This window comes from Paenibacillus yanchengensis (genome assembly GCF_042684845.1).
In the GTDB taxonomy this organism is placed as follows: Bacteria; Bacillota; Bacilli; order Paenibacillales; family Paenibacillaceae; genus Pristimantibacillus; species Pristimantibacillus yanchengensis.
Genome location: NZ_JBHUMH010000061.1, coordinates 23,099 through 42,376 on the forward strand (window position 1 = coordinate 23,099; position 19,278 = coordinate 42,376).

General features: G+C 37.2%; 20 protein-coding genes and 1 tRNA gene. 12 read left to right on the forward strand and 9 right to left on the reverse strand.

What is annotated here, in order from left to right; all coding sequences use genetic code 11:
- Nucleotides 1-228: 228 nt before the first annotated feature.
- From ACFSTH_RS17710 to ACFSTH_RS17720, 3 genes are all read left to right on the forward strand, one after another.
- The gene (locus ACFSTH_RS17710) at nt 229-1,161 is read left to right on the forward strand and encodes an ABC transporter permease (protein ID WP_377774561.1); all 933 of its coding nucleotides are present in this window, start codon (nt 229-231) and stop codon (nt 1,159-1,161) included.
- A gap of 15 nt (nt 1,162-1,176) precedes the next feature.
- The gene (locus ACFSTH_RS17715; protein ID WP_377774563.1) at nt 1,177-2,109 is read left to right on the forward strand and encodes a carbohydrate ABC transporter permease; all 933 of its coding nucleotides are present in this window, start codon (nt 1,177-1,179) and stop codon (nt 2,107-2,109) included.
- Nucleotides 2,110-2,202: 93 nt separating this feature from the next.
- Nucleotides 2,203-3,693, forward strand: coding sequence for an ABC transporter substrate-binding protein (locus ACFSTH_RS17720; protein ID WP_377774787.1), 1,491 nt, complete (start codon nt 2,203-2,205; stop codon nt 3,691-3,693).
- A gap of 29 nt (nt 3,694-3,722) precedes the next feature.
- Here the strand turns inward: ACFSTH_RS17720 and ACFSTH_RS17725 are convergent, their stop codons facing one another.
- The 6 genes from ACFSTH_RS17725 to ACFSTH_RS17750 all read right to left on the reverse strand — a co-directional run bounded on the left by ACFSTH_RS17725 (nt 3,723) and on the right by ACFSTH_RS17750 (nt 9,151).
- Complete coding sequence (locus ACFSTH_RS17725) at nt 3,723-5,243, reverse strand: ABC transporter substrate-binding protein (protein ID WP_377774565.1); 1,521 nt, start codon at nt 5,241-5,243, stop codon at nt 3,723-3,725.
- Nucleotides 5,244-5,273: 30 nt separating this feature from the next.
- Nucleotides 5,274-6,032, reverse strand: coding sequence for a response regulator transcription factor (locus ACFSTH_RS17730; protein ID WP_377774567.1), 759 nt, complete (start codon nt 6,030-6,032; stop codon nt 5,274-5,276).
- Nucleotides 6,007-7,767, reverse strand: a complete 1,761-nt coding sequence (locus ACFSTH_RS17735; RefSeq protein WP_377774569.1) for a sensor histidine kinase — start codon at nt 7,765-7,767, stop codon at nt 6,007-6,009. The genes ACFSTH_RS17730 and ACFSTH_RS17735 overlap by 26 nt, the downstream gene beginning before the upstream one ends.
- Before the next feature lie 315 nt (nt 7,768-8,082).
- Nucleotides 8,083-8,173, reverse strand: a tRNA-Ser gene (locus ACFSTH_RS17740).
- 80 nt (nt 8,174-8,253) lie between these two features.
- The gene (locus ACFSTH_RS17745) at nt 8,254-8,457 is read right to left on the reverse strand and encodes a DUF951 domain-containing protein (protein ID WP_377774571.1); all 204 of its coding nucleotides are present in this window, start codon (nt 8,455-8,457) and stop codon (nt 8,254-8,256) included.
- A gap of 514 nt (nt 8,458-8,971) precedes the next feature.
- On the reverse strand, nt 8,972-9,151 hold the full coding sequence (locus ACFSTH_RS17750) for a YjzC family protein (RefSeq protein ID WP_377774573.1): 180 nt from the start codon (nt 9,149-9,151) through the stop codon (nt 8,972-8,974).
- A 227-nt stretch (nt 9,152-9,378) separates the two neighbouring features.
- On the opposite strand from ACFSTH_RS17750, the gene rpsF reads away from it, so the two are divergent.
- The 4 genes from rpsF to ACFSTH_RS17770 all read left to right on the forward strand — a co-directional run bounded on the left by rpsF (nt 9,379) and on the right by ACFSTH_RS17770 (nt 11,196).
- Nucleotides 9,379-9,663: a 30S ribosomal protein S6 gene (gene rpsF, locus ACFSTH_RS17755; protein WP_377774575.1), complete on the forward strand. Its 285-nt coding sequence runs from the start codon at nt 9,379-9,381 to the stop codon at nt 9,661-9,663.
- Nucleotides 9,664-9,706: 43 nt separating this feature from the next.
- Nucleotides 9,707-10,240, forward strand: coding sequence for a single-stranded DNA-binding protein (gene ssb, locus ACFSTH_RS17760; RefSeq protein ID WP_377774577.1), 534 nt, complete (start codon nt 9,707-9,709; stop codon nt 10,238-10,240).
- Between the two features lie 21 nt (nt 10,241-10,261).
- Nucleotides 10,262-10,543 (forward strand): 30S ribosomal protein S18, encoded by a 282-nt coding sequence (gene rpsR, locus ACFSTH_RS17765; RefSeq protein ID WP_377774579.1) that lies wholly within the window; start codon nt 10,262-10,264, stop codon nt 10,541-10,543.
- A 173-nt stretch (nt 10,544-10,716) separates the two neighbouring features.
- Nucleotides 10,717-11,196, forward strand: coding sequence for a hypothetical protein (locus ACFSTH_RS17770; protein ID WP_377774581.1), 480 nt, complete (start codon nt 10,717-10,719; stop codon nt 11,194-11,196).
- A 52-nt stretch (nt 11,197-11,248) separates the two neighbouring features.
- Here the strand turns inward: ACFSTH_RS17770 and ACFSTH_RS17775 are convergent, their stop codons facing one another.
- From ACFSTH_RS17775 to ACFSTH_RS17785, 3 genes are all read right to left on the reverse strand, one after another.
- A complete protein-coding gene (locus tag ACFSTH_RS17775; RefSeq protein ID WP_449295467.1) occupies nt 11,249-12,601 on the reverse strand; it encodes a TrkH family potassium uptake protein in 1,353 nt (450 codons plus the stop codon).
- A gap of 28 nt (nt 12,602-12,629) precedes the next feature.
- The gene (locus tag ACFSTH_RS17780) at nt 12,630-13,286 is read right to left on the reverse strand and encodes a potassium channel family protein (RefSeq protein WP_377774585.1); all 657 of its coding nucleotides are present in this window, start codon (nt 13,284-13,286) and stop codon (nt 12,630-12,632) included.
- Nucleotides 13,287-13,622: 336 nt separating this feature from the next.
- Nucleotides 13,623-13,976 (reverse strand): DUF4870 domain-containing protein, encoded by a 354-nt coding sequence (locus tag ACFSTH_RS17785; RefSeq protein ID WP_377774587.1) that lies wholly within the window; start codon nt 13,974-13,976, stop codon nt 13,623-13,625.
- 241 nt (nt 13,977-14,217) lie between these two features.
- Here ACFSTH_RS17785 and ACFSTH_RS17790 point away from each other — a divergent pair, with 241 nt between their 5' ends.
- The 5 genes from ACFSTH_RS17790 (at nt 14,218) to rplI (ending at nt 19,275) form a co-directional block, all read left to right on the forward strand.
- Nucleotides 14,218-15,267, forward strand: coding sequence for an LCP family protein (locus tag ACFSTH_RS17790; RefSeq protein WP_377774589.1), 1,050 nt, complete (start codon nt 14,218-14,220; stop codon nt 15,265-15,267).
- Between the two features lie 8 nt (nt 15,268-15,275).
- Complete coding sequence (locus ACFSTH_RS17795; RefSeq protein ID WP_377774591.1) at nt 15,276-15,686, forward strand: CBS domain-containing protein; 411 nt, start codon at nt 15,276-15,278, stop codon at nt 15,684-15,686.
- Nucleotides 15,687-15,952: 266 nt separating this feature from the next.
- A complete protein-coding gene (locus ACFSTH_RS17800) occupies nt 15,953-16,855 on the forward strand; it encodes a DUF2232 domain-containing protein (RefSeq protein ID WP_377774593.1) in 903 nt (300 codons plus the stop codon).
- Nucleotides 16,856-16,873: 18 nt separating this feature from the next.
- Entirely contained in the window at nt 16,874-18,835 is a 1,962-nt protein-coding gene (locus ACFSTH_RS17805) for a DHH family phosphoesterase (protein ID WP_377774595.1), read from the forward strand.
- A complete protein-coding gene (gene rplI, locus ACFSTH_RS17810; protein WP_377774597.1) occupies nt 18,832-19,275 on the forward strand; it encodes a 50S ribosomal protein L9 in 444 nt (147 codons plus the stop codon). Before ACFSTH_RS17805 ends, rplI begins: the two co-directional genes overlap by 4 nt.
- Nucleotides 19,276-19,278 lie beyond the last annotated feature (3 nt).

Genomic DNA, 19,278 nt, shown 5'->3' on the forward strand with positions numbered 1-19,278 from the left:
TCGGCTATGCGAAGCCCAAGTCTAGGCACGTTTTTTGTGTTGAAAAAGTAGAACGGGAGGAGATGGAACGGAAGGTAATAAATTGATTTTTGAAAACCTATAGTTTTTAGACTGTAATGTCATGTTTATAGTCTAGAAATATAAGCCGATGTTTTTTAATATGTAAGTAATAAGTCTAACCATCACTTATAAAATGATAGCGTTTACAGTGTGGAAGGGGTAATTGTTATGAAGACGAGAAGCAGACGAGCACGGTGGCGCAAACAGGATACCGAACTGACGATATTAACATTGCCTACTACTATTTGGTACATCTTATTTAGTTTTTTACCTATGTTTGGAACGATAATTGCCTTCAAAGATTTTAAAATTATAGGGGGATTTTTGGATAATGTTTTGAATAGCCCGTGGGCTGGTCTTAAAAATTTTGAATTTTTATTTAAGTCGAATGATGCTTGGATCGTTATTCGAAATACGATAGGCTACAATGCGGTATTTATTATTTTAAATATTGTAGTACCAGTAGCTTTGGCATTGATGATCGGTCAATTGCACAGTCGCAAAGCAGGAAAAGTGTATCAAACGATAATGTTTTTGCCATATTTCTTGTCATGGGTAGTCGTATCTGCTGTAGCTTGGGCGTTTTTGAGCTTTGACAAAGGGATTGCTAATCAGTTTCTCGCTGGAATCGGTACAGATCCAATTAATTGGTATATGGAGCCGAAATATTGGCCAGTATTCCTTATATTTATGAATATGTGGAAGGGTCTTGGTTACGGTATGGTTATCTATTTGGCAACGATAACTGGTATGGATGAGACGTACTACGAGGCTGCTGTAATTGATGGTGCTACCGTGTGGCAGCAAATGCGTTACATTACACTACCTCTGATGAAACTTGTTATAGTGATGATGTTTATCTTATCTGTAGGACGTATCTTTTATACTGATTTTGGGTTATTCTTCCAAGTTCCGAGGGATTCTAACTCCTTATTCAATGTAACAACTACTGTTGATGTACTTGTGTATAAACAGTTGAAAACAGCAACCGTAGGCATGGCTTCTGCATCTGCATTTTTGCAATCTGTACTCGGCTGTGCGACTATTTTAACCGCTAATTGGATTGTTCGTAAAATAGATCCGGATAGTGCGATGATGTAGGCAGGGGGCGAGAATATGAAGGATATTAAAGTTAAACATCAGTCTGGTCTTGAAAGATTTAATCGTATTAAAAAACCTACAAATATCTTCTTTCATCTTAATTTTATATTGTTGGCTTTGGTTTGCTTAGTACCAGTACTAGTTGTTCTTTCTATTTCTTTCTCTAGTGAAGATTCTATTCGCAACTCTGGTTATCATGTTTTTCCTTCTGATTTCTCTGGTGATGCTTATCGTTATATCGCACAGCAGGGAGCGATGATTTTGAAAGCACTAGGCATATCGTTATTTGTTACGGTAATTGGCACGGTGTTAGGCGTATTACTTACTACTACGATGGGATATGCGCTATCAAGATCGAATTACAAGCTTAAAGGGTTGCTTACTTGGGTAGTGTTTATTCCGATGGTTTTTAACGGAGGTTTAGTATCTAGCTATTATATTAATTCCAATTTATTGGGACTGAAAGATAGTGTATGGGCACTTATTTTACCTTTGGCGGTTTCGTCTTTCAACGTTATTATATGTAAAACTTTTTTTAGAAGTACGATTCCAGATGGGTTGATTGAATCGGCCGAAATTGATGGAGCAAGTCAATTACGGATTTTCTTTTCTATCGTTTTGCCTATCTCATTACCCGTATTAGCAACAATTGGATTGTTTCTATGCTTTGCTTACTGGAATGATTGGTTTCAATCTATGTTATATATAGACAACCAAAATTTGTATTCCTTGCAGGCTTTGCTCAATAGCTTGATGAGTAACGTGGATGCGTTGGCAAAAAATGCTTCAAGCATGGGAATAAGCTATGCAGAGCTAGTAGCTACTATGCCTAAGGAGTCTGCTCGTATGGCTGTCGCTATTGTTATTGTACTTCCGGTAGCTTTTGCCTATCCATTTTTTCAAAAGTACTTTATAACTGGTTTGACAGTAGGTGCTGTAAAAGGTTGAGCTGAAATAAGCCTAAATTTTAGGTTTATTATAAATCACCATAAAAGTTGAGTGGTGAAAGTAAATTAAAAAGGGGAGATTTTTGTGATAAAAATGAAACGATCATTACTAGTCATTGCGATTGCAGTACTGATGTTAAATGTGCTCGCAGCATGTGGTTCCTCTAATTCTAAACCTTCACCAGAGGCAACAAATACTACTAACACCAATGGAAACTCCAAAGAAACAGAAAATCCAGGAGAAGTTCCTACACTAGTTTGGTGGACGATAGGTGGACAAATACCTGCCAACTTTGATAAAGCAATCGCGGAAATGAATGAATATACAGCTGAAAAAATTGGTGTGAAAATCGATATAAAGGTAGCGAGCTGGGGAGAATGGGATACTAAAATTAATACGATTATAAATACAGGTGAACCATTCGATATTATGTTTACAAATAATAGCAAATATAACCAGCAAGTTTCTATGGGAGCCTTTGCAGACATTACTGACTTAGTACAAAGCGAAGCACCAGAATTATTCGAATTTATTCCCGATAAAGTATGGGACGGTACGAAAATCAACGGAAAAATCTATTCCGTACCGACTTATAAAGATTCATCACTTACGCAATACTGGGTATTCGATGATAAGTACGTACAAAAGTACGGTTTCGATATTAATAGTGTGAAAGAATTGAAGGATCTTGATCCGTATTTACGAGATATAAAGGCGGGAGAAGGAAAAAGCTTCTATCCATTGCCAATGACGCAAAGTGAAGGTTTGAATGGATTTTTTAACAGATATGATGACATGACTCTCGGTCTTGGACCTGTAGGAGTAAGGACGGATGATAGTTCACGTAAAGTTATTTCTGTTCTGGAGCAACCAGATATTATGGAGGAATTAAAGCTTTTGCATGAATGGTATAAGGCAGGTATTATTAACCCAGATGCTCCAACTAAACCAGAGCCGGACAAAGCTCGTCCATTCTTTACTGCTCAAGCCTTCCCAGGAGCAGAAGCTACTTGGCAAATAACAGAAGCAGTAGAAAAGTACAGTATGGTTCAAAGCTTCGGACCTATCTATACTACGAGTACTATTCAAGGTTCTTTGAATGCGATCTCTGCTAATTCCAAGTATAAGGCAGAAGCATTAAAATATTTGCAATTGGTTAATACGGACGCGAAATTGCGCAATATGTTAGCCTTTGGTGAACTAGGGGTGGATTATAGTCAAGTAAAAGAAGATAAAGTTGTGAAGCGAATGACGGATACATGGCCACTAGCGGCGTATACGCAAGGAACTTTTTTCGTATTAGCTGTTACAGAAGGAGCACCTGAAGATCAATGGGAGCAAGTTCGTAAATTGAATGATCAAGCATATTCTTCTTCTATTCTCGGTTTTGCTTTGGATATTAGTGAGTTAAGCACAGAAGTTGCCAATACGAAAGCGGTATGGGATAAGTATCGTTATGAGCTGTTAACCGGTGCATCTAATCCAGAAACGATGATACCAAAAATTGTTGCAGAAATGAAAGCGGCCGGCATGGAAAAAATTATAAGTACTGCACAAGAGCAAGTCGATGCCTATTTCCAATAAAGAAAAAATAGCTGGCGCATTAGCGCCAGCTATTTTTGTGCGTTTCGCCAAGCATCCAGTTGCTTTTGTACTTCGACAAGTACTTCGTCGATGCCTGCTTCGCGCAATTCCCGATTGAACTTTGGTAACTCCTTGTCTACATCTACACTGCCAGTCATTAAGCTAGGATAATATTTTATCCAAACCGCTTTAATGGCTTGTACCTGGTGTTGAAAGTCAGATAGATTTGGCGAAAAACCAAGTAAAGCAGACGGGCTGCTTTTTTTGTTAGCACGATGAAAGTATTCCCACTTATTATAAGGATCTGGAAAATCCCCGCCTATCGTTTTTAAAATAAACCAGTTGCCTTGTGTATACTGTACTCCTCTATAACTAGGAGGTGCATCAGCAATTTGTTCCCTGTTTTTGTTTAGTGGGGGTTTCGGTACTACTTGACCATTGGTATCGAGTGTATAATGGATACCTTCTATGCCATAATTAAATAAATTGCGTAATTCAGGATCGGTATTGAGCAGATTTAGAAACTGTATACTTTCTACAGGATGTTTCGTTTCCGCACTAATGACCATCATTCCGCCATGCAAAGATTCTGTTGTAATGAGTGGAGGGGTTACAGGATGAGCTACGACCTTATAGCCGCGATCTTTACTCCAACTATTTTCTGATAGAGGACCGCCTTCCGCAGCTTTCCAAAATGTTTTTTCTCCCCATGTCAGTGCCTGATTTTGCCGTACTGCAGCGTCTTCATTGATGTAACCTAGTACATAGTAGTTCCTTAGTGTGTCTAGTACTTTTCGTGCGGTTTCTGTTTCAAATATTTTTTCCACTGGCGCTTGCGGATCAAAGGAATTTATCATAAGTGGAAGTGACTTGTTTTTGAAATATTCGTACCCATCTAAAGCAAAAAAGTTATGGGAGTCTCTATCCAATTCCATCGGGATATAGTTAGGTTCTTGTTGTTTAATCGTCTCTAGCAACGGTTCAAGTGAAGCTAATGTCGTATAGTTGGATATATCTATTTTATACTTGTTCACTAGTACTTCTGGATACATCCAATGTTGCCGTACCGCTAACTCTTTGTTAGTAGGTATACCGTAAATACCACTGTCATTTATACGTGCTCCTTGCCAAAATGCAGGGTCAATTGCTTTATACATCTCTTTGCCAATCGTCGAAAGATATTCGTCTAGTCGCAGCCAAGCATGACGCTGGGTATCGCTAGCATAGTCGTCAGTAAAAGCAATATCGAACGGAGTACCCGCTGCTAACAAAGTGTTCAATCGATCGTCATATTCTTGCCACCCAACTTTGATATAAGTAATGGTAATACCGAGCTTCTCCATTAGTAGTTCATTGATTTTATCGTTTACAAGTTTAAGATCTTTGTCCGGTTCTCCAATAGTATAATAAATTAAATTTACGACATTGTCAGGGACGGAAGTATGCTGTTTATTATATAGTTTCATAAATGGTGAAAGAAGAGCTACTATTAAAATAATTACTATCACAAATAAGAAGTTAATTTGACCTTTATACAAACGTTGCCGCATCGTTATTCCCCTTTCGCTCATAATAGCCAGTTAATTTTGGCGAAGATCCGAAGGAGATTTTTTAAAATAAGCTTGGAAATGAGTGTAAAAATAGTTGAGATTAGAGTAGCCTACAGCTATTGCAATCGATGAAATTTTATCATTTGTTGTTTGAATTAGATCTCTTGCTTGCAGCATCCGATAGGACATCAAGTACTCTGAAAATTTCATTTTTGTATCCTTTAGAAATATTTGTCCAAGGTAGGTGCCATTCATCCGAAAACGTTCTGCCAGCACTTTTAAAGTTAAATTTTGCGAAAATTCCACTTTCACCATTAATATAACGCGGTTAGTCAGTTTGGATAAGCTGTCATAGCTGACTCCTAATATAGGGTCTGAATTGCTATCTTCTAATTCCATTCGTGCTAGCGTGCCATGTAGATCCTTTATAATAATTTTTTCAACTACTTTTTGTAGTTTTGTACGTTCCACAGGTTTGAGTAAATAGTCTTTGGCTCCGCAGCGAATCGCTTCTTGCGCATACTGAAATTCGGCATAACCACTCATCATAATATATTTTGTAGGGAGATGAAGTTCATTGAGCTGTGCGATAGCATCGTAACCACGATCTTTGCCGATACAGACATCAAAAATAGCTAAATGAGGTATAAATTGTACAGCGTTGGAAATAGCGTTTTCATAAGTTTTGCTTGTTTTGATCTCATGGAAACCATAACTCTCCCAATCTATAATCCTTTTCATTCCTTCCAAAATTTGAGGCTCATCATCCACGATAAGTAGTTTGTACATCTTTTATCGCCTCCTTTGATATGGTTATGGAAACTTTCACTCCTGCTTGTTCGTTATTGCTGATTGTCATAGTAAAATTGTTCCCATAGAAAAAAAGTAGTCTTGTATACACATTTCGTAATCCAATGCTTGTAGAGGAGTTATCTTGTTTTATTACAAGGGTACGTTGAATTTCTGCTAAATGATCATTAGCAATATGTTTGCCGTTGTCTACTATTTCTAGTTGAATATGATGCTCCTTTTCGAATCCATTAACTATTAGTAAGTTAAAGTGATGATCGGCCTGGAAGCCATGTATGAAAAAATTTTCAGCTAGCGGTTGCATCCAAAATTTAACGGTAGGCAAAGATAGAAGAGTTTCGTCTACATTAAACTGATAATAAAATTGATCAGGGTATTTGAATTCCATAATTTCTAAATATTTTTGCAATAAATCCAACTCACTCTTTATCGTAATAATATTTTCGTTTTTCACAATACCACGATATAGACCACCTAAAGCAGCTATAGCATCAGCAGTATCATTAGCCCGGTTCATAAGTGAAAAGGAGCGAATGATTTCTAGTGTATTATAAAGAAAGTGAGGATTGATTTGGTTCTGAAGCGCTTTCATCTCGGTTTGTTGTTGTTCTAGTTTCAATAAATATTCAATTCGGATATGTTTATCTAGCTGGTGTCTCATTTCATCTAATTCTTTAGCGATCATACCATATTCATATCTGCGATAGCGAGGAGAGGCAATTGGTATGAAATCGGCGTTTTTTACGCGAGCAATAGTATGAATGATTTGTTGTAGAAAGTGAGCATCTTCACGCAGATTGTAAATGATGAGCAGCATTACACTAATCATTGCAGCTAACACGATAAGTAGAACTAATATAATCGTGTTCTTTTTTTGCTGAACTAATAAAGTAAGATCAACAATACTGACTAATTGATAATCAAACATGGTGGACGGTTGGGTCACGAAAAAAGCATGGTTTAGATAACCATTAGAGAGCAATCCATGACTACGATTGTCAGCGGCTGCTCGATGGACTAATTGTTCTAGGTCATTGTTTCTTCCAGTGGCTAGGTATAGATCATTGGAGTTTTTTACAGCTGCCACGGCATATAATTGATCATTTGGAATGAAACTAAAGATTTTTTCACTGCCAATTAAGAAACGAAATTCACCTAATTGATTAGATATTTGATTTGGATTCGATAACTTTTTGCGATACACGAATCCTTTTTGGATCGTTTCATAAAATGCTTCGTGCTCGTTTGGAAGTCGAAACTGGAAGCTGGTATTTCCATTTTTATCAAATCGTACAACATTTCCTTCCTGCACAGTATGCAGACTCACTTGAACTATGTCACCAAGCCCTCCGTCGCTTAGAAAAGATTTAATATCTTCGGGAAAAGAAATTAATGGTTGGTTATAACGGCTGTCTTGTAGTCTACTTGTAAGATAACCTTCCGCACTATTACCCAAAAAATAACGAACATCTGCCATCAAACCGCTGTTGGAGTAAATTCTTTGCATGAAAGCTTCAATACGATCTACGTCATACTGTAAGTTATTATTAACTTGAGCAAATACGTTTGACACTTCGTTACGAACATTTTCCACCCATTGCTGCAACAATACAGCGCAAGTCATTACAGCAAGTATGATACCTATCAATAGTACAAATAAGCTATAAGCAATGAACTTACCGCGATAAATTTTAATTTGCAGAAATGAAAGCAAGCTGTGCCTCCTTTATAATATTTATTTTCTACCTGTAACTTAACCATATAATAAGGTTATATTAAAGATCAAACATTTATTCAATAACGTTGCTAATTTACCATTGAAAATATTGGAAATAAATTTTATCTGTAATTAGCAGTGTGGAGTAGGATTATTGCTTGGGAAATTGCAAAAAACCTCCTACGAAAATTTTCGTAGGAGGGTATCTGTCGGGTATGGTCGAATCAGCTAAGTATCATATTCGAAGTTATCGATATAGTCAACTAACGCATGATGTATTCATGATGCAGTGGTTACGGGCTTTATCGATAATGGCGGAGAAGGTGGGATTCGAACCCACGCACGCTGTGACACGCCTAACTGATTTCGAGTCAGCCCCCTTGGACCTCTTGGGTACTTCTCCATTGATAGTGTAACGAAATATATGCTATCATATTTTCCAGACTGTAGCAAGCAGAAATTAGTTGCTTTAAATGTGAGAAATTATTGTTCCTGATTGGCAGAACTAATTACTTTTTTCATGTTCTTTTCAAACTTGGCTCGAGGAAGCAATATACTATGCTCACATCCAACGCATTTCATTCGTATGTCCATACCCATCCGGATAATTTCCATTTGGTTTGATCCGCATGGGTGTGTCTTTTTCATTTGTACGATATCGCCTAGGTCGAATTGTTTTCTTTCCACATTGATCGCCCCCCTCACTTATATAAGTGCATTAATTTATTGTTTCATAATAATGTTATAACAATATTATACAATAAATTGTTAACAGAAAGTATCAAATTGAAGAAAGATGCTTTGTTGAGAAGCAGGAGAGAGGGTTGTACCGGGTAAGTAACATTCTCGGCGACTAAATAGGTATTGTTATGTTATAACAACAAAAAGAGCATCTCTATGTGATTTACTTTCGTAAATCAAGAGATGCTCTTTTGTCGACGGTGTTAATTTAGGTTAGTCTATTGTGGAGTTACAAATCATTGTGAAAAATAGTGAAGTTAAACTTACTACTTGTAATGCTTTTGTACCAATTATTATTTGCTAATTTATTTTGCAATAAACTGCTCATAATTGATCTCCGCTTTTCATTAGAACATTTTAAGCTCTAATGTATTGCACCATCTGGTACAATGCAACCACACCTCTCTTGCACCGTCACTATTATATTGCTCACTGTGGCTTACATTTATACATTGATTATTTATTTTAAATATTTCCATTTGCGATTATGATTGCTGTTTTTCGGAAACCTTTGTCCTTGTGCAAGTTCAACTTTAAGTGGATTTTTGACACCGTCATGATTTCCATTTTCGCCATCCTCGATATAAACACCGCCTTTAGGTACTTTGTCGCCTTCTGAAAACATCGAATATTCACCCATCGTTATTCATTCCTTTCATATTGTTAGATATTTGTTATCATTGCCGTATTTATTTAAAAACGCAGATTGGCAATCATAGCGTTAGTATGTTACATAACGATGGAGGTTATTAATATATTGGGACAGCTGTTGAATATGCAATAAAAATTTGGTATAATGAAGAAATGCGGGTTAATACCTGCTCCTTGCCCGTAGAGGGCCGTTTAGTCCAAAAGGAGGTGAAAGATATGCGCAAATATGAAGTAATGTACATTATCCATCCAGAAGTAGAACAAGAAAACGTTCAAGCTTTAGTTGATAAATTTAATGGCATTATCTCCAATGGTGGAGAGGTTACAAAGACTGACGTAACTGGAAAACGCCGTCTTGCGTATGAAATCAATAAGCTTCGCGATGGTTATTTTGTTCTTGTTAACTTTACTGCTACTTCAGACATTGTTAATGAGCTAGACCGTCAAATGAAGATTTCGGATAACGTTATCCGTTCGTTGATTGTCAGAGATGTAGCTTAACAGTTACATTACATGCAAGAGATTTATTGGGGAGGTCTGAACAATGTTGAACCGTGTCATACTGATTGGCAGATTGACGAGAGATCCTGAATTACGTTATACTCCTGCGGGCGTAGCTGTAACACAATTTACTTTAGCGGTTGACCGCTCTTATACAACAGGACAAGGAGAACGCGAAGCGGATTTCATTCCAGTTGTAACGTGGCGCCAGCTAGCAGAAAATTGTGCCAACTACTTACGAAAAGGACGTTTAGCTGCTGTTGAAGGTAGAATCCAAGTAAGAAATTATGAGAATAACGAAGGTAAACGTGTATACGTTACGGAAGTTATCGCTGATAATGTTCGGTTTTTGGAATCTAATCGGGATACAAATGCAGCTCGTGATGAAGGAAACAGCGGCAATTATCAAAGCAATCCTGGCGGCGACGGTGGTGGATATTATGGTGGTAATGCTGCCAATACATCCCAAGGTGGCGGTGCAGGACGCAGCAGCAATCAGCCACGACAGAACAACAATGATCCATTCCAGGATGACGGACGTCCAATCGATATTTCGGAAGATGATTTGCCATTTTAATTTAGAGAGGATGGGTATTGAATGAGCTTTAAGCAAAGAGATAGTGGCGAAGACCGTTCAGAGCGTAAATTTAGTGGACGTAAAGGCGGACGTAATAAACGTCGTAAAGTATGTTTCTTTACAGTAAACAAAATTACGCATATTGATTATAAAGATATCGAGCTATTGAAAAAGTTTATTAGCGAGCGTGGTAAAATTTTACCTCGTCGTGTAACTGGAACAAGTGCTAAATATCAACGTATGCTAACTATTGCAATTAAACGTTCACGTCAAATTGCATTGTTGCCATATACGACTGAATAGTATTACATGTCATAAATCAAAAGCTTGCCGAGCAGTTTGCGGTGAGCTTTTTTGTTGACTGAACATTTATATTAAATATTGGTAAATACAAAAATAATGAAACAAAACAATTGCTAATACGTCTATTATAATAAGAATGTAAGATGAGTGTTATTTAGCTAATGAATGTGGAGGTGAGCATAATTCGTCAAATCGTCTGGCTTCGGCTATCCGCTACTGTAGCGATCGTAGTAGGTGCGTTTTATTTGTTATTTTGCCTAGGCACCGCCAAACCAATTGTTGGTATAAACACAGGTTCTGGTATTGGAATTGGACAAACAAAAGCAAGTTTGTGGGGGATTCATGCGTTATGTAGCGGTATATTAATGCTTATTTGTTCCATATTTTTGTATCGAATTACGTCTAAAGTAGTGCAAAAAGTAGTAATTACAACGATTACTATTACAGGAATATTGTTAGTATTTTCACAGATTACACCGTTATTATGGTGGACTTTTGTTAACGGAAATGCACATTCTCCATTAGGGATCTTATTTTTGGGATTACATTTATTATTACTTATTGTTTCTTTGTGGCAAGCGTTAAGCTTTGTTTTTTCATTTGAACCTAATTACCAAAAAACTTCGATTGTAGTAAAAAGAGACGGGATTTAGTTGAGGATATACGGCAATAAAGCTGTAATCATCAACAACCGTCTCTCTTTTGTTAACCTACCATAATATTTTCTTCCGGGTAACCAATTTTACTATTTGTTTTACGTTGGGATAATGCAAACGCCAAAGTTAACGGACCAAGTCGTCCAATAAACATCGTAATCGTGACAATAATTTTTCCAAGAGGTGTTAAATTACCTGTTAAACCAGTTGATAATCCAGTTGTACTGAAAGCCGATGTTGTTTCGAATAAAACGTCAAAAAATTGATCTTCTAATTTATTTTCTGTAATGGTTAATATTAAAGAGATAATAACAATAAAAAGTAAGGAACTTACTAAAACGGCTAAAGCACGTAAAACGATGTCTTGTGAAATTTTCCGTCCAAAGGCGTGAATTTGTCCGCCACCACGAAAGGTGTTCCAAGTTGCTAATAATATAACAACAATGGTATTTGTTTTTACTCCTCCTCCGGTACCACCAGAAGAAGCTCCTATAAACATCAAAATAATAAGTACAAATTGTGATGCAGCAAGCATGCTGCCAATATCTATCGTATTATATCCTGCGCTTCGTGGAGTAATACCTTGAAAAAATGAGGCTAATAGCCTATCTCCTATAGATAATCCGCCGAAGGTAGCTGGATTTGAGCTTTCTAATATAAAAATAAATAACATTCCACCGACTGATAGTACAGCAGATGAAATTAAAACTACTTTTGTGTGTAGGGAAAGTTTGTGCCAAGATCGCTTGCGAAAAATATCTACAATAACAATATAACCGATTCCACCGAGTACAAATAACGTTACAATAGTAATATTTACAATAGGGTCGCCAACAAAGGAAGATAAACTGTCGGACCATAAGGAAAATCCGGCATTGTTGAAAGCAGAAACGGTATGAAATAAGCCGTAGTACAAAGCTTGTCCGAATCCCATTTCGCCACTCCAGCGTAAGGTCAATATAATGGTACCTATAGCTTCTAGTGTTAATGATATGGCGATCATGTATAAGGATAATTTTACGAGTCCTTTAGCAGAAGATGATTGCGTAGTCTGTTGTAAAATAAGTCGTTGTTTTAAACTAATTTTTTTACCTAAAATAATGGCTACCATTACGCTAAAGGTCATAAATCCTAATCCGCCTATTTGCATCAAGATAAGAATGATAACTTGTCCGATGATGGAGAAGGATGTTCCAGTATCAAGTACGACAAGACCATTCACACAAATAGCGGAAACGGTAGTGAATAATGCATCCAAAAATCCTATTGATACACCGTTACTTGAAGAAAAAGGCATAGTAAGTAATAACGTACCAATGGAAATTAATATAAAAAAAACAGTTAAAATTAATCTAGGAGGACTCAATGATTTTTTTGGTCTCGGTTGTAATTTTTTTTTCATCCGCATATGAAGTGTTATGCTATCGTCATCATTCATATTCATTCTCCAAGTTTAAAATTTCTTGATTGCTTCCAATCATCAACAATATATCTCCTGTGTGAATAATATCTTCCGCACGTGGAGAAACGTTAATTTTATGCCCTGTTTTGATAGCCATTATTGTACAGCCAAAGTTAGCACGAATATCAAGTTGCTTTAGGGACTTTCCGTTCATTGTAGGTGGAGCTAATATTTCAACTAAGTTATAATCTGGGGAAAGTTCGATATAGTCGATCAAATTGTCCGAGCTTAACTGACGAGCTAACCTAATGCCCATATCTCGTTCAGGATAGACGACTTGATCTGCTCCAATTTTTTGTAATACTTTTCCATGCATTTCATTTTTCGCTTTGGCTGTCACCTTCGGAACTTTTAGTTCTTTTAGAAGCAGAGTAGTTAAAATACTCGATTGTATGTCATCACCGATGGCGACAATTGCATGTGAAAAGTTGCTTACACCGAGTTCGTTTAATACCGATTCATCACTACAATCCGCTTGCAAAGCATGCGTGGCGATATTTGCTAACTCTTGCACTAGATGTTCATCTTTATCTACAGCCAATACTTCATGTCCATTTTCGACTAACTTTTTTGTAACACTTGTTCCAAAACGACCTAATCCAATGACAATAAATTGTTTTTTCAAACCAACACATCCCAATCAGAAAATATATAAAAATGAACTAAATCAACGATAACATAAAAAACGAAAAGTTGTAATGTGATACATCATAGGAGACCTGTTATCTTTTGTCAAAGGTTAATTTTCTTATTCTAAAATTGGGTACTGGATGAACCGATATTTCAGTAGTATAGTGTATATTGTGGTATTTATTGATTTTAATATGCTGAGAATTATAAGCAAATATGATTTCATAGAAAAAAAGCGCCAATAATTGCTACTAGCGCTTAAATAATGCTGTGAAATTTTAAAAATAATGGCAGTAATCAAGCATCTTATAATTAGCAGCTACACGATGGATTAAAAACGATCTAACTGGTCATAAATAAATTTGCTTATGTAGGGAATTGTTATAGTTCGACCTTGTAATGCTAACAGCATAAATGCAAGCCATAAAACAAAAATAATTGGCGAAAGTAAGAAACTGAACAAAAATCCAATGATAGGTATAATAGGAAGGATAATGTTCAGCAAAGTTAATGCTCCAAAAATAATAATGGATTGCAGAGCATGGAACTTCACAAATCGGCTCTTTTTCTCTACAATTAAAAATATAAAACCAGTGACAAAAATAAGGGCATAGCAAAGTAAGCCAGCAACTTTAGGTTCCAAATGAGTAGAGGATGGATCTGGATCAAGATTCACTATATTCATTACAAACATCCTTCCTTGGACATGTATGTATAATCATTGTATTCTATTATATAGGGTGATTAGAACCTTTTGCTTTGAATTTGGTAAAAATGAGAAAAATGAAAATTATTAGTATTTTGTAACTTGTTGTCGAGCTAGATCGTTTAAAGGTTAAGAGACTTTATATTGACTAACGGATGAACAGAACAGAGTAGGTAGGTAATTGAGGATAGGATAGATAGGATCGGAGAGGAAATCAACGATGAATAAGAAGAAATGGATCATTAGTATAAGTGCAGCGATAATCGTATTAGGTGCAATTATGTATGTTAATCGTGGCGCATTAGCAACGCTTGGTTTTGATTGGCTAGTCGCTGGGCAAATTGAAAAAGGATTGGAAAAAACATATCAACCTATAGAAGGACGAAAGCCACCAGTTACTACACAAGTAACTAGTAAGAAGCAAGATCCTTTATCGGTATTGTTATTAGGGATTGATCAGCGGAAGCAAGAAGTAGGACGAGCAGATACGATGCTTTATGCGGTCGTTCGACCATCAGAAGGCAATGTGTTGCTTATATCTATACCGCGCGATGCGTATGTCGATATTGTCGGCTACCGCCACAAGGATAAAATTAATCATTCCTTTGCCTTTGGTGGAGCAGGGATGACAATGGATACAATAGAGGAATTATTTGGTCAATCGGTTCATCATTATGCATCAATTAACTTTGAAGGATTTAAACAAGTGATTGATGAACTGGGTGGAATAGCATTACCGATCGACAAAGATATTGTTAATAAAGCCCCTGGACATGATTACTTTTTTATTAAAGGTGGTCAGAGCCAATATAATGGTACAGACGCACTTAATTTTGTAAGATACCGTGAAGATGCTGGTGGTGATATGAATCGTACAGAGCGCAATCAGCAGTTTCTAAAATCGATGATGGATCGTGCTAGCGAAATGAACCAATGGGTTAAAATACCAGAAATGATAAAAATAATGGGCGACAATTTCCAAACAGATATGCGACCAGAAAAACTTGTCGATTTAGCGCAAATTATGCTACAGTCAAAGCAAAGAAATATTTATAATTATACGGTAGTTGGTGAAGGAAGGAGATTAACGAACGGCGGTCCGTGGTATTTCTTTTTGGATGATCAAGATGTTGATAATGTATCCAAGATGATCGAGAATTGGCTTGATCCGAATACAACAGAAGCAGACCTTATTTTACCTGAAAATTATACGAAGGACAAACAGCCTGATGTCCAGTCATTTACTAGTGCAGCTAATGAAACGGAGTGATTGGAAGGATGAATATAGCTTTTTTTTTGCTGCCTAAGCTTGAGGTTGCAAGTGTAGCTCATGATGCTACACTTAGGCAGACGCTGGAACGAATGGAATTCCATCGTTATTCAGCCGTTCCTATATTGAATGACGAAGGTGAGTACGTAGGAACAGTTACAGAAGGTGACTTACTGTGGTTCATGAAGAATAGACCAGATTTAACGTTTGATACAACGAACAAAGTTAAGTTAAGTGAAGTACCATTAAGAATGAATATACGCGCTGTAGCGATAGACTCAAATATGGATGACTTAATTTCATTGGCAAAACAACAAAACTTTGTGCCAGTAATAGATGACCGCAATCATTTTATAGGAATAGTACGCAGGAGCGAAATTATAGATTACTGTCAAAAGCGAAAAGAGTATTGGGTTTAAATCAATATATCCCATGTTACCAAATTATAGAAACAAGGTGTGATTCTTCGACTGTCGGAGGACGCACCTTGTTTTTGCAAGAAATGACTATATGTAGATTTTTTCTGCTTCTTCTTCTTTTTTAAGTCTATTTGTAACAGTGTAACAATAAATTTATAAGGGATCTCTGACAGGGCAGTGTTGCTGTATTATAGCGTAAATGTGTTATAATATAGAAACGGTAAATTGAGCTAAAAAGACGAGTATATGAGTAAGAGGTGAATTGTTTGAAAACTGGCTTAAAACCAGTGTTGTGGAGTGTATTAGCTCTAGTAACATTGTTGATGCTTATTATTCCCGGTTTGAATCTACCGGCACTTTGGTTCGTTATGGTACCATTTGTTGTACTGTACGCTACATTATCACCACTATCCTTTGCAATACATGTTATACCGGTAGTTGCAATTGCTGGTTTAATCGGTGATTTTTCAATGGTGTTTATAGCTCTGTTTTTTATAGTCCCAGCCATAGTAATTGGTCATTTGTACCAAAAGGGAGCTAGTGCAGGCAAAGTAATAAGATTAGCCGCAGTGACTTTACTAGCGGTTATTATGCTCGAGCTGTTGTTATTCAAAGTGATACTTAATTTCTCCTTGCTAGACGAAATCGGAATGTACATTAGAACGATGTTTGATGATTTGATGTCACAAAACTTGTTAGTACCGCAGTGGAATAGCGACATGACAGATTCTTTTATTAGTATTCTGATGAATTTACTGCCGCTTTCTTTTATTATGATTTCGTATATGTATGCTGTAATTACACATTTTATTGCTAGACGTATTTTGAATAAACAAGGAATGGAAATTGCTGCATTTCCAAAAGCGAAAGAGTGGCGATTACCTAGAGTTCTTGTGTTTTACTTTTTAATTGTCTACATTGCAGAAATATTTATAGACCCTACGAGTAGTTCGTTTATCGTTGTAGCGCTAATGAATTTAGTTCCACTACTTTCTTATGTCTTTACTATTCAAGCCATCGGATTGTTCTTTTTTATTGCAGATCAGCGGGGATGGCACAGAGCAGTACCTTTGTTGCTGACGATTCCACTTTTGATGTTTCCGCCGCTTAGCTTCATCGGTGTATTGGATACTGCATTTCCAATCCGAAAAGCGTTTACTAAATCATAGCACGGGAGCGAGTAAGTAATGCCAAAGTTTTTGGTAGCGAAATGGATTAGAGCACATCAATTAATACTATTTGCCATCATGCTAGTGTTAACGATAATAGTGGCTTGGTATAACGTAATTGTTGCTATTGTTAGTTTTATAGCTGTGCTAGGTGCTGTTATTTACTACATGGTTATAGATCGACGACAACAAAAGGAATTGAAGAAACATATTGCCACGTTATCTTATCGATTGCACAAAGCAGGAATTGCAATTAGTAGTGAACTGCCGATTGGGATTATACTGTACAGCGAGAATCGGACAGTAGAGTGGAATAACGATTACATCGCTGGTTTGTTGGGACAGCGTACACTAACCGGGAAATCATTGTCTGAATTATTTCCGGCTTTGCAGCATGCTAAAGAACGAGATAATGTGATAGAGGCAGCGTTAGGAAATCATATTTATCGATTACAGTTCAAACCGAATGATCGTATCCTTTTTGTGAGCGATATTACGGAATTGAGACAGCTTCGTTATAAATATGAAGATGGGCAGCTATCCATAGGAATTGTGATGATCGATAATTTAGACGAAGTAACGCAAGGTTTAGATGATTTGCAGCGTAGTACATTACTCGCTAACGTCACTTCGACCATTACGGAATGGGCGCAAAAGTATGCATTATATTTAAAGCGATTAAATTCTGATCGTTTCTTGCTCATTACAGAATACGCTACACTTCGTAAGTTAGAGCAAACACGATTTGTTATTTTGGATGAAGTGAGGGAAATGACGGCAGATCAAAAAATTCCAGTGACGCTTAGTATTGGGTTCGCAGCGCTGGCAGAAGACACGATTCAACTCGGAGAATGGGCACATCGTAGTTTAGATATTGCACTTGGGCGAGGTGGAGACCAGGCAGCTGTTAAAGTAGGTACGCGGCAAACTTTTTATGGCGGAAAAACAAATGCGGTGGAGAAAAGAACGCGAGTTCGTGCACGTGTAGTAGCACATGCTCTTCGTGATCTAATAAAAGAAAGTCATAATGTCGTTATTATGGGGCACAAAATGCCCGATATGGACTCTGTTGGAGCAGCAGTTGGTGTGCTGAAAGCAGCGCAAACGTTTGGCAAGGAAGCTTATATCGTGCTTGAAGGAGTTAACCCAGCCATTCAAAAAATGATGGAACTGTTGCGCGAAGATGAGCGGATATCTCGCCGATTTATTTCGCCTCAGCAAGCACTTGATTTGATTACAGCCGAATCTCTAACCGTCGTAGTGGATACGCACAAAGCTTCTATGGTAGCTAATCCGGCATTATTACAATTGAGTGAACGCATTGTCGTTATCGATCATCATAGACGTGGTGAGGAGTTTATTGCTAATCCGATGTTAGTGTATATGGAGCCGTATGCATCTTCGACATGTGAACTAGTAACAGAGCTGCTGCAATATATACATGATCGCATTAGTCTAGACGTTCGAGAATCAACAGCGTTATTAGCTGGTATAACAGTAGATACAAAAAGCTTTATGTTACGGACTGGAGCCCGAACGTTCGAAGCAGCTTCATTTTTGCGACGACATGGAGCAGACTCCATTATGATCCAGCGTATGTTGAAAGAAAACTTGCAGGAATATATTATTAAGGCAGAGATTATTAAACATGCAAAAGTGCATTATGAACACATTGCTATTGCTGTTGTAGAGGATGGACAACAATATTCACAACTGTTGATTGCTCAATCTGCGGATACATTGCTTAATATGACAGGCATTAGAGCATCGTTTGTTATTGCTGAGCGCTCCGATGGTTTAATAGGAATTAGTGCTCGTTCTTTGGGGCAAATGAATGTGCAAGTCGTTATGGAGAGAATGGGTGGCGGAGGGCATTTGTCTAATGCAGCTTCTCAACTGCAAGGCACTGTTGATGAAGTGTATAAACAATTACTACAAGTGCTTGTAGAAATAGAACAGGAAGAGGGGTTATTTGAATGAAGGTTATCTTTTTGAAAGATGTGAAGGGGCAAGGGAAAAAGGGAGAAGTCAAAGAGTTGTCTGAAGGGTACGTACGAAATTTTTTACTACCACGAGGGCTAGTAGAAATAGCATCTGAAGGTAATTTGAAAACGTTAGAAGTGCAACATGCTTCTGCTGAAAAACGGAAATTAGCGGAAAAAGAAGCGGCAGAACAATTAGCTAAAAAGTTAGCGGAAATGAAAATAGAAGTAAAGGCAAAAGCCGGTGAAGGCGGACGATTATTCGGCGCTATTACTAATAAACAAATTGCAGATGTACTTGCCAAAAATCAAGTGAAAATAGATAGACGAAAAATTGAACTAGAGGAGCCTATTCGTGCTCTTGGAGTAACACAAGTTACTATTAAAATACATCCTGATGTGAAAGCTACCATTAACGTGCATACTGTTGAAGAATAAGCA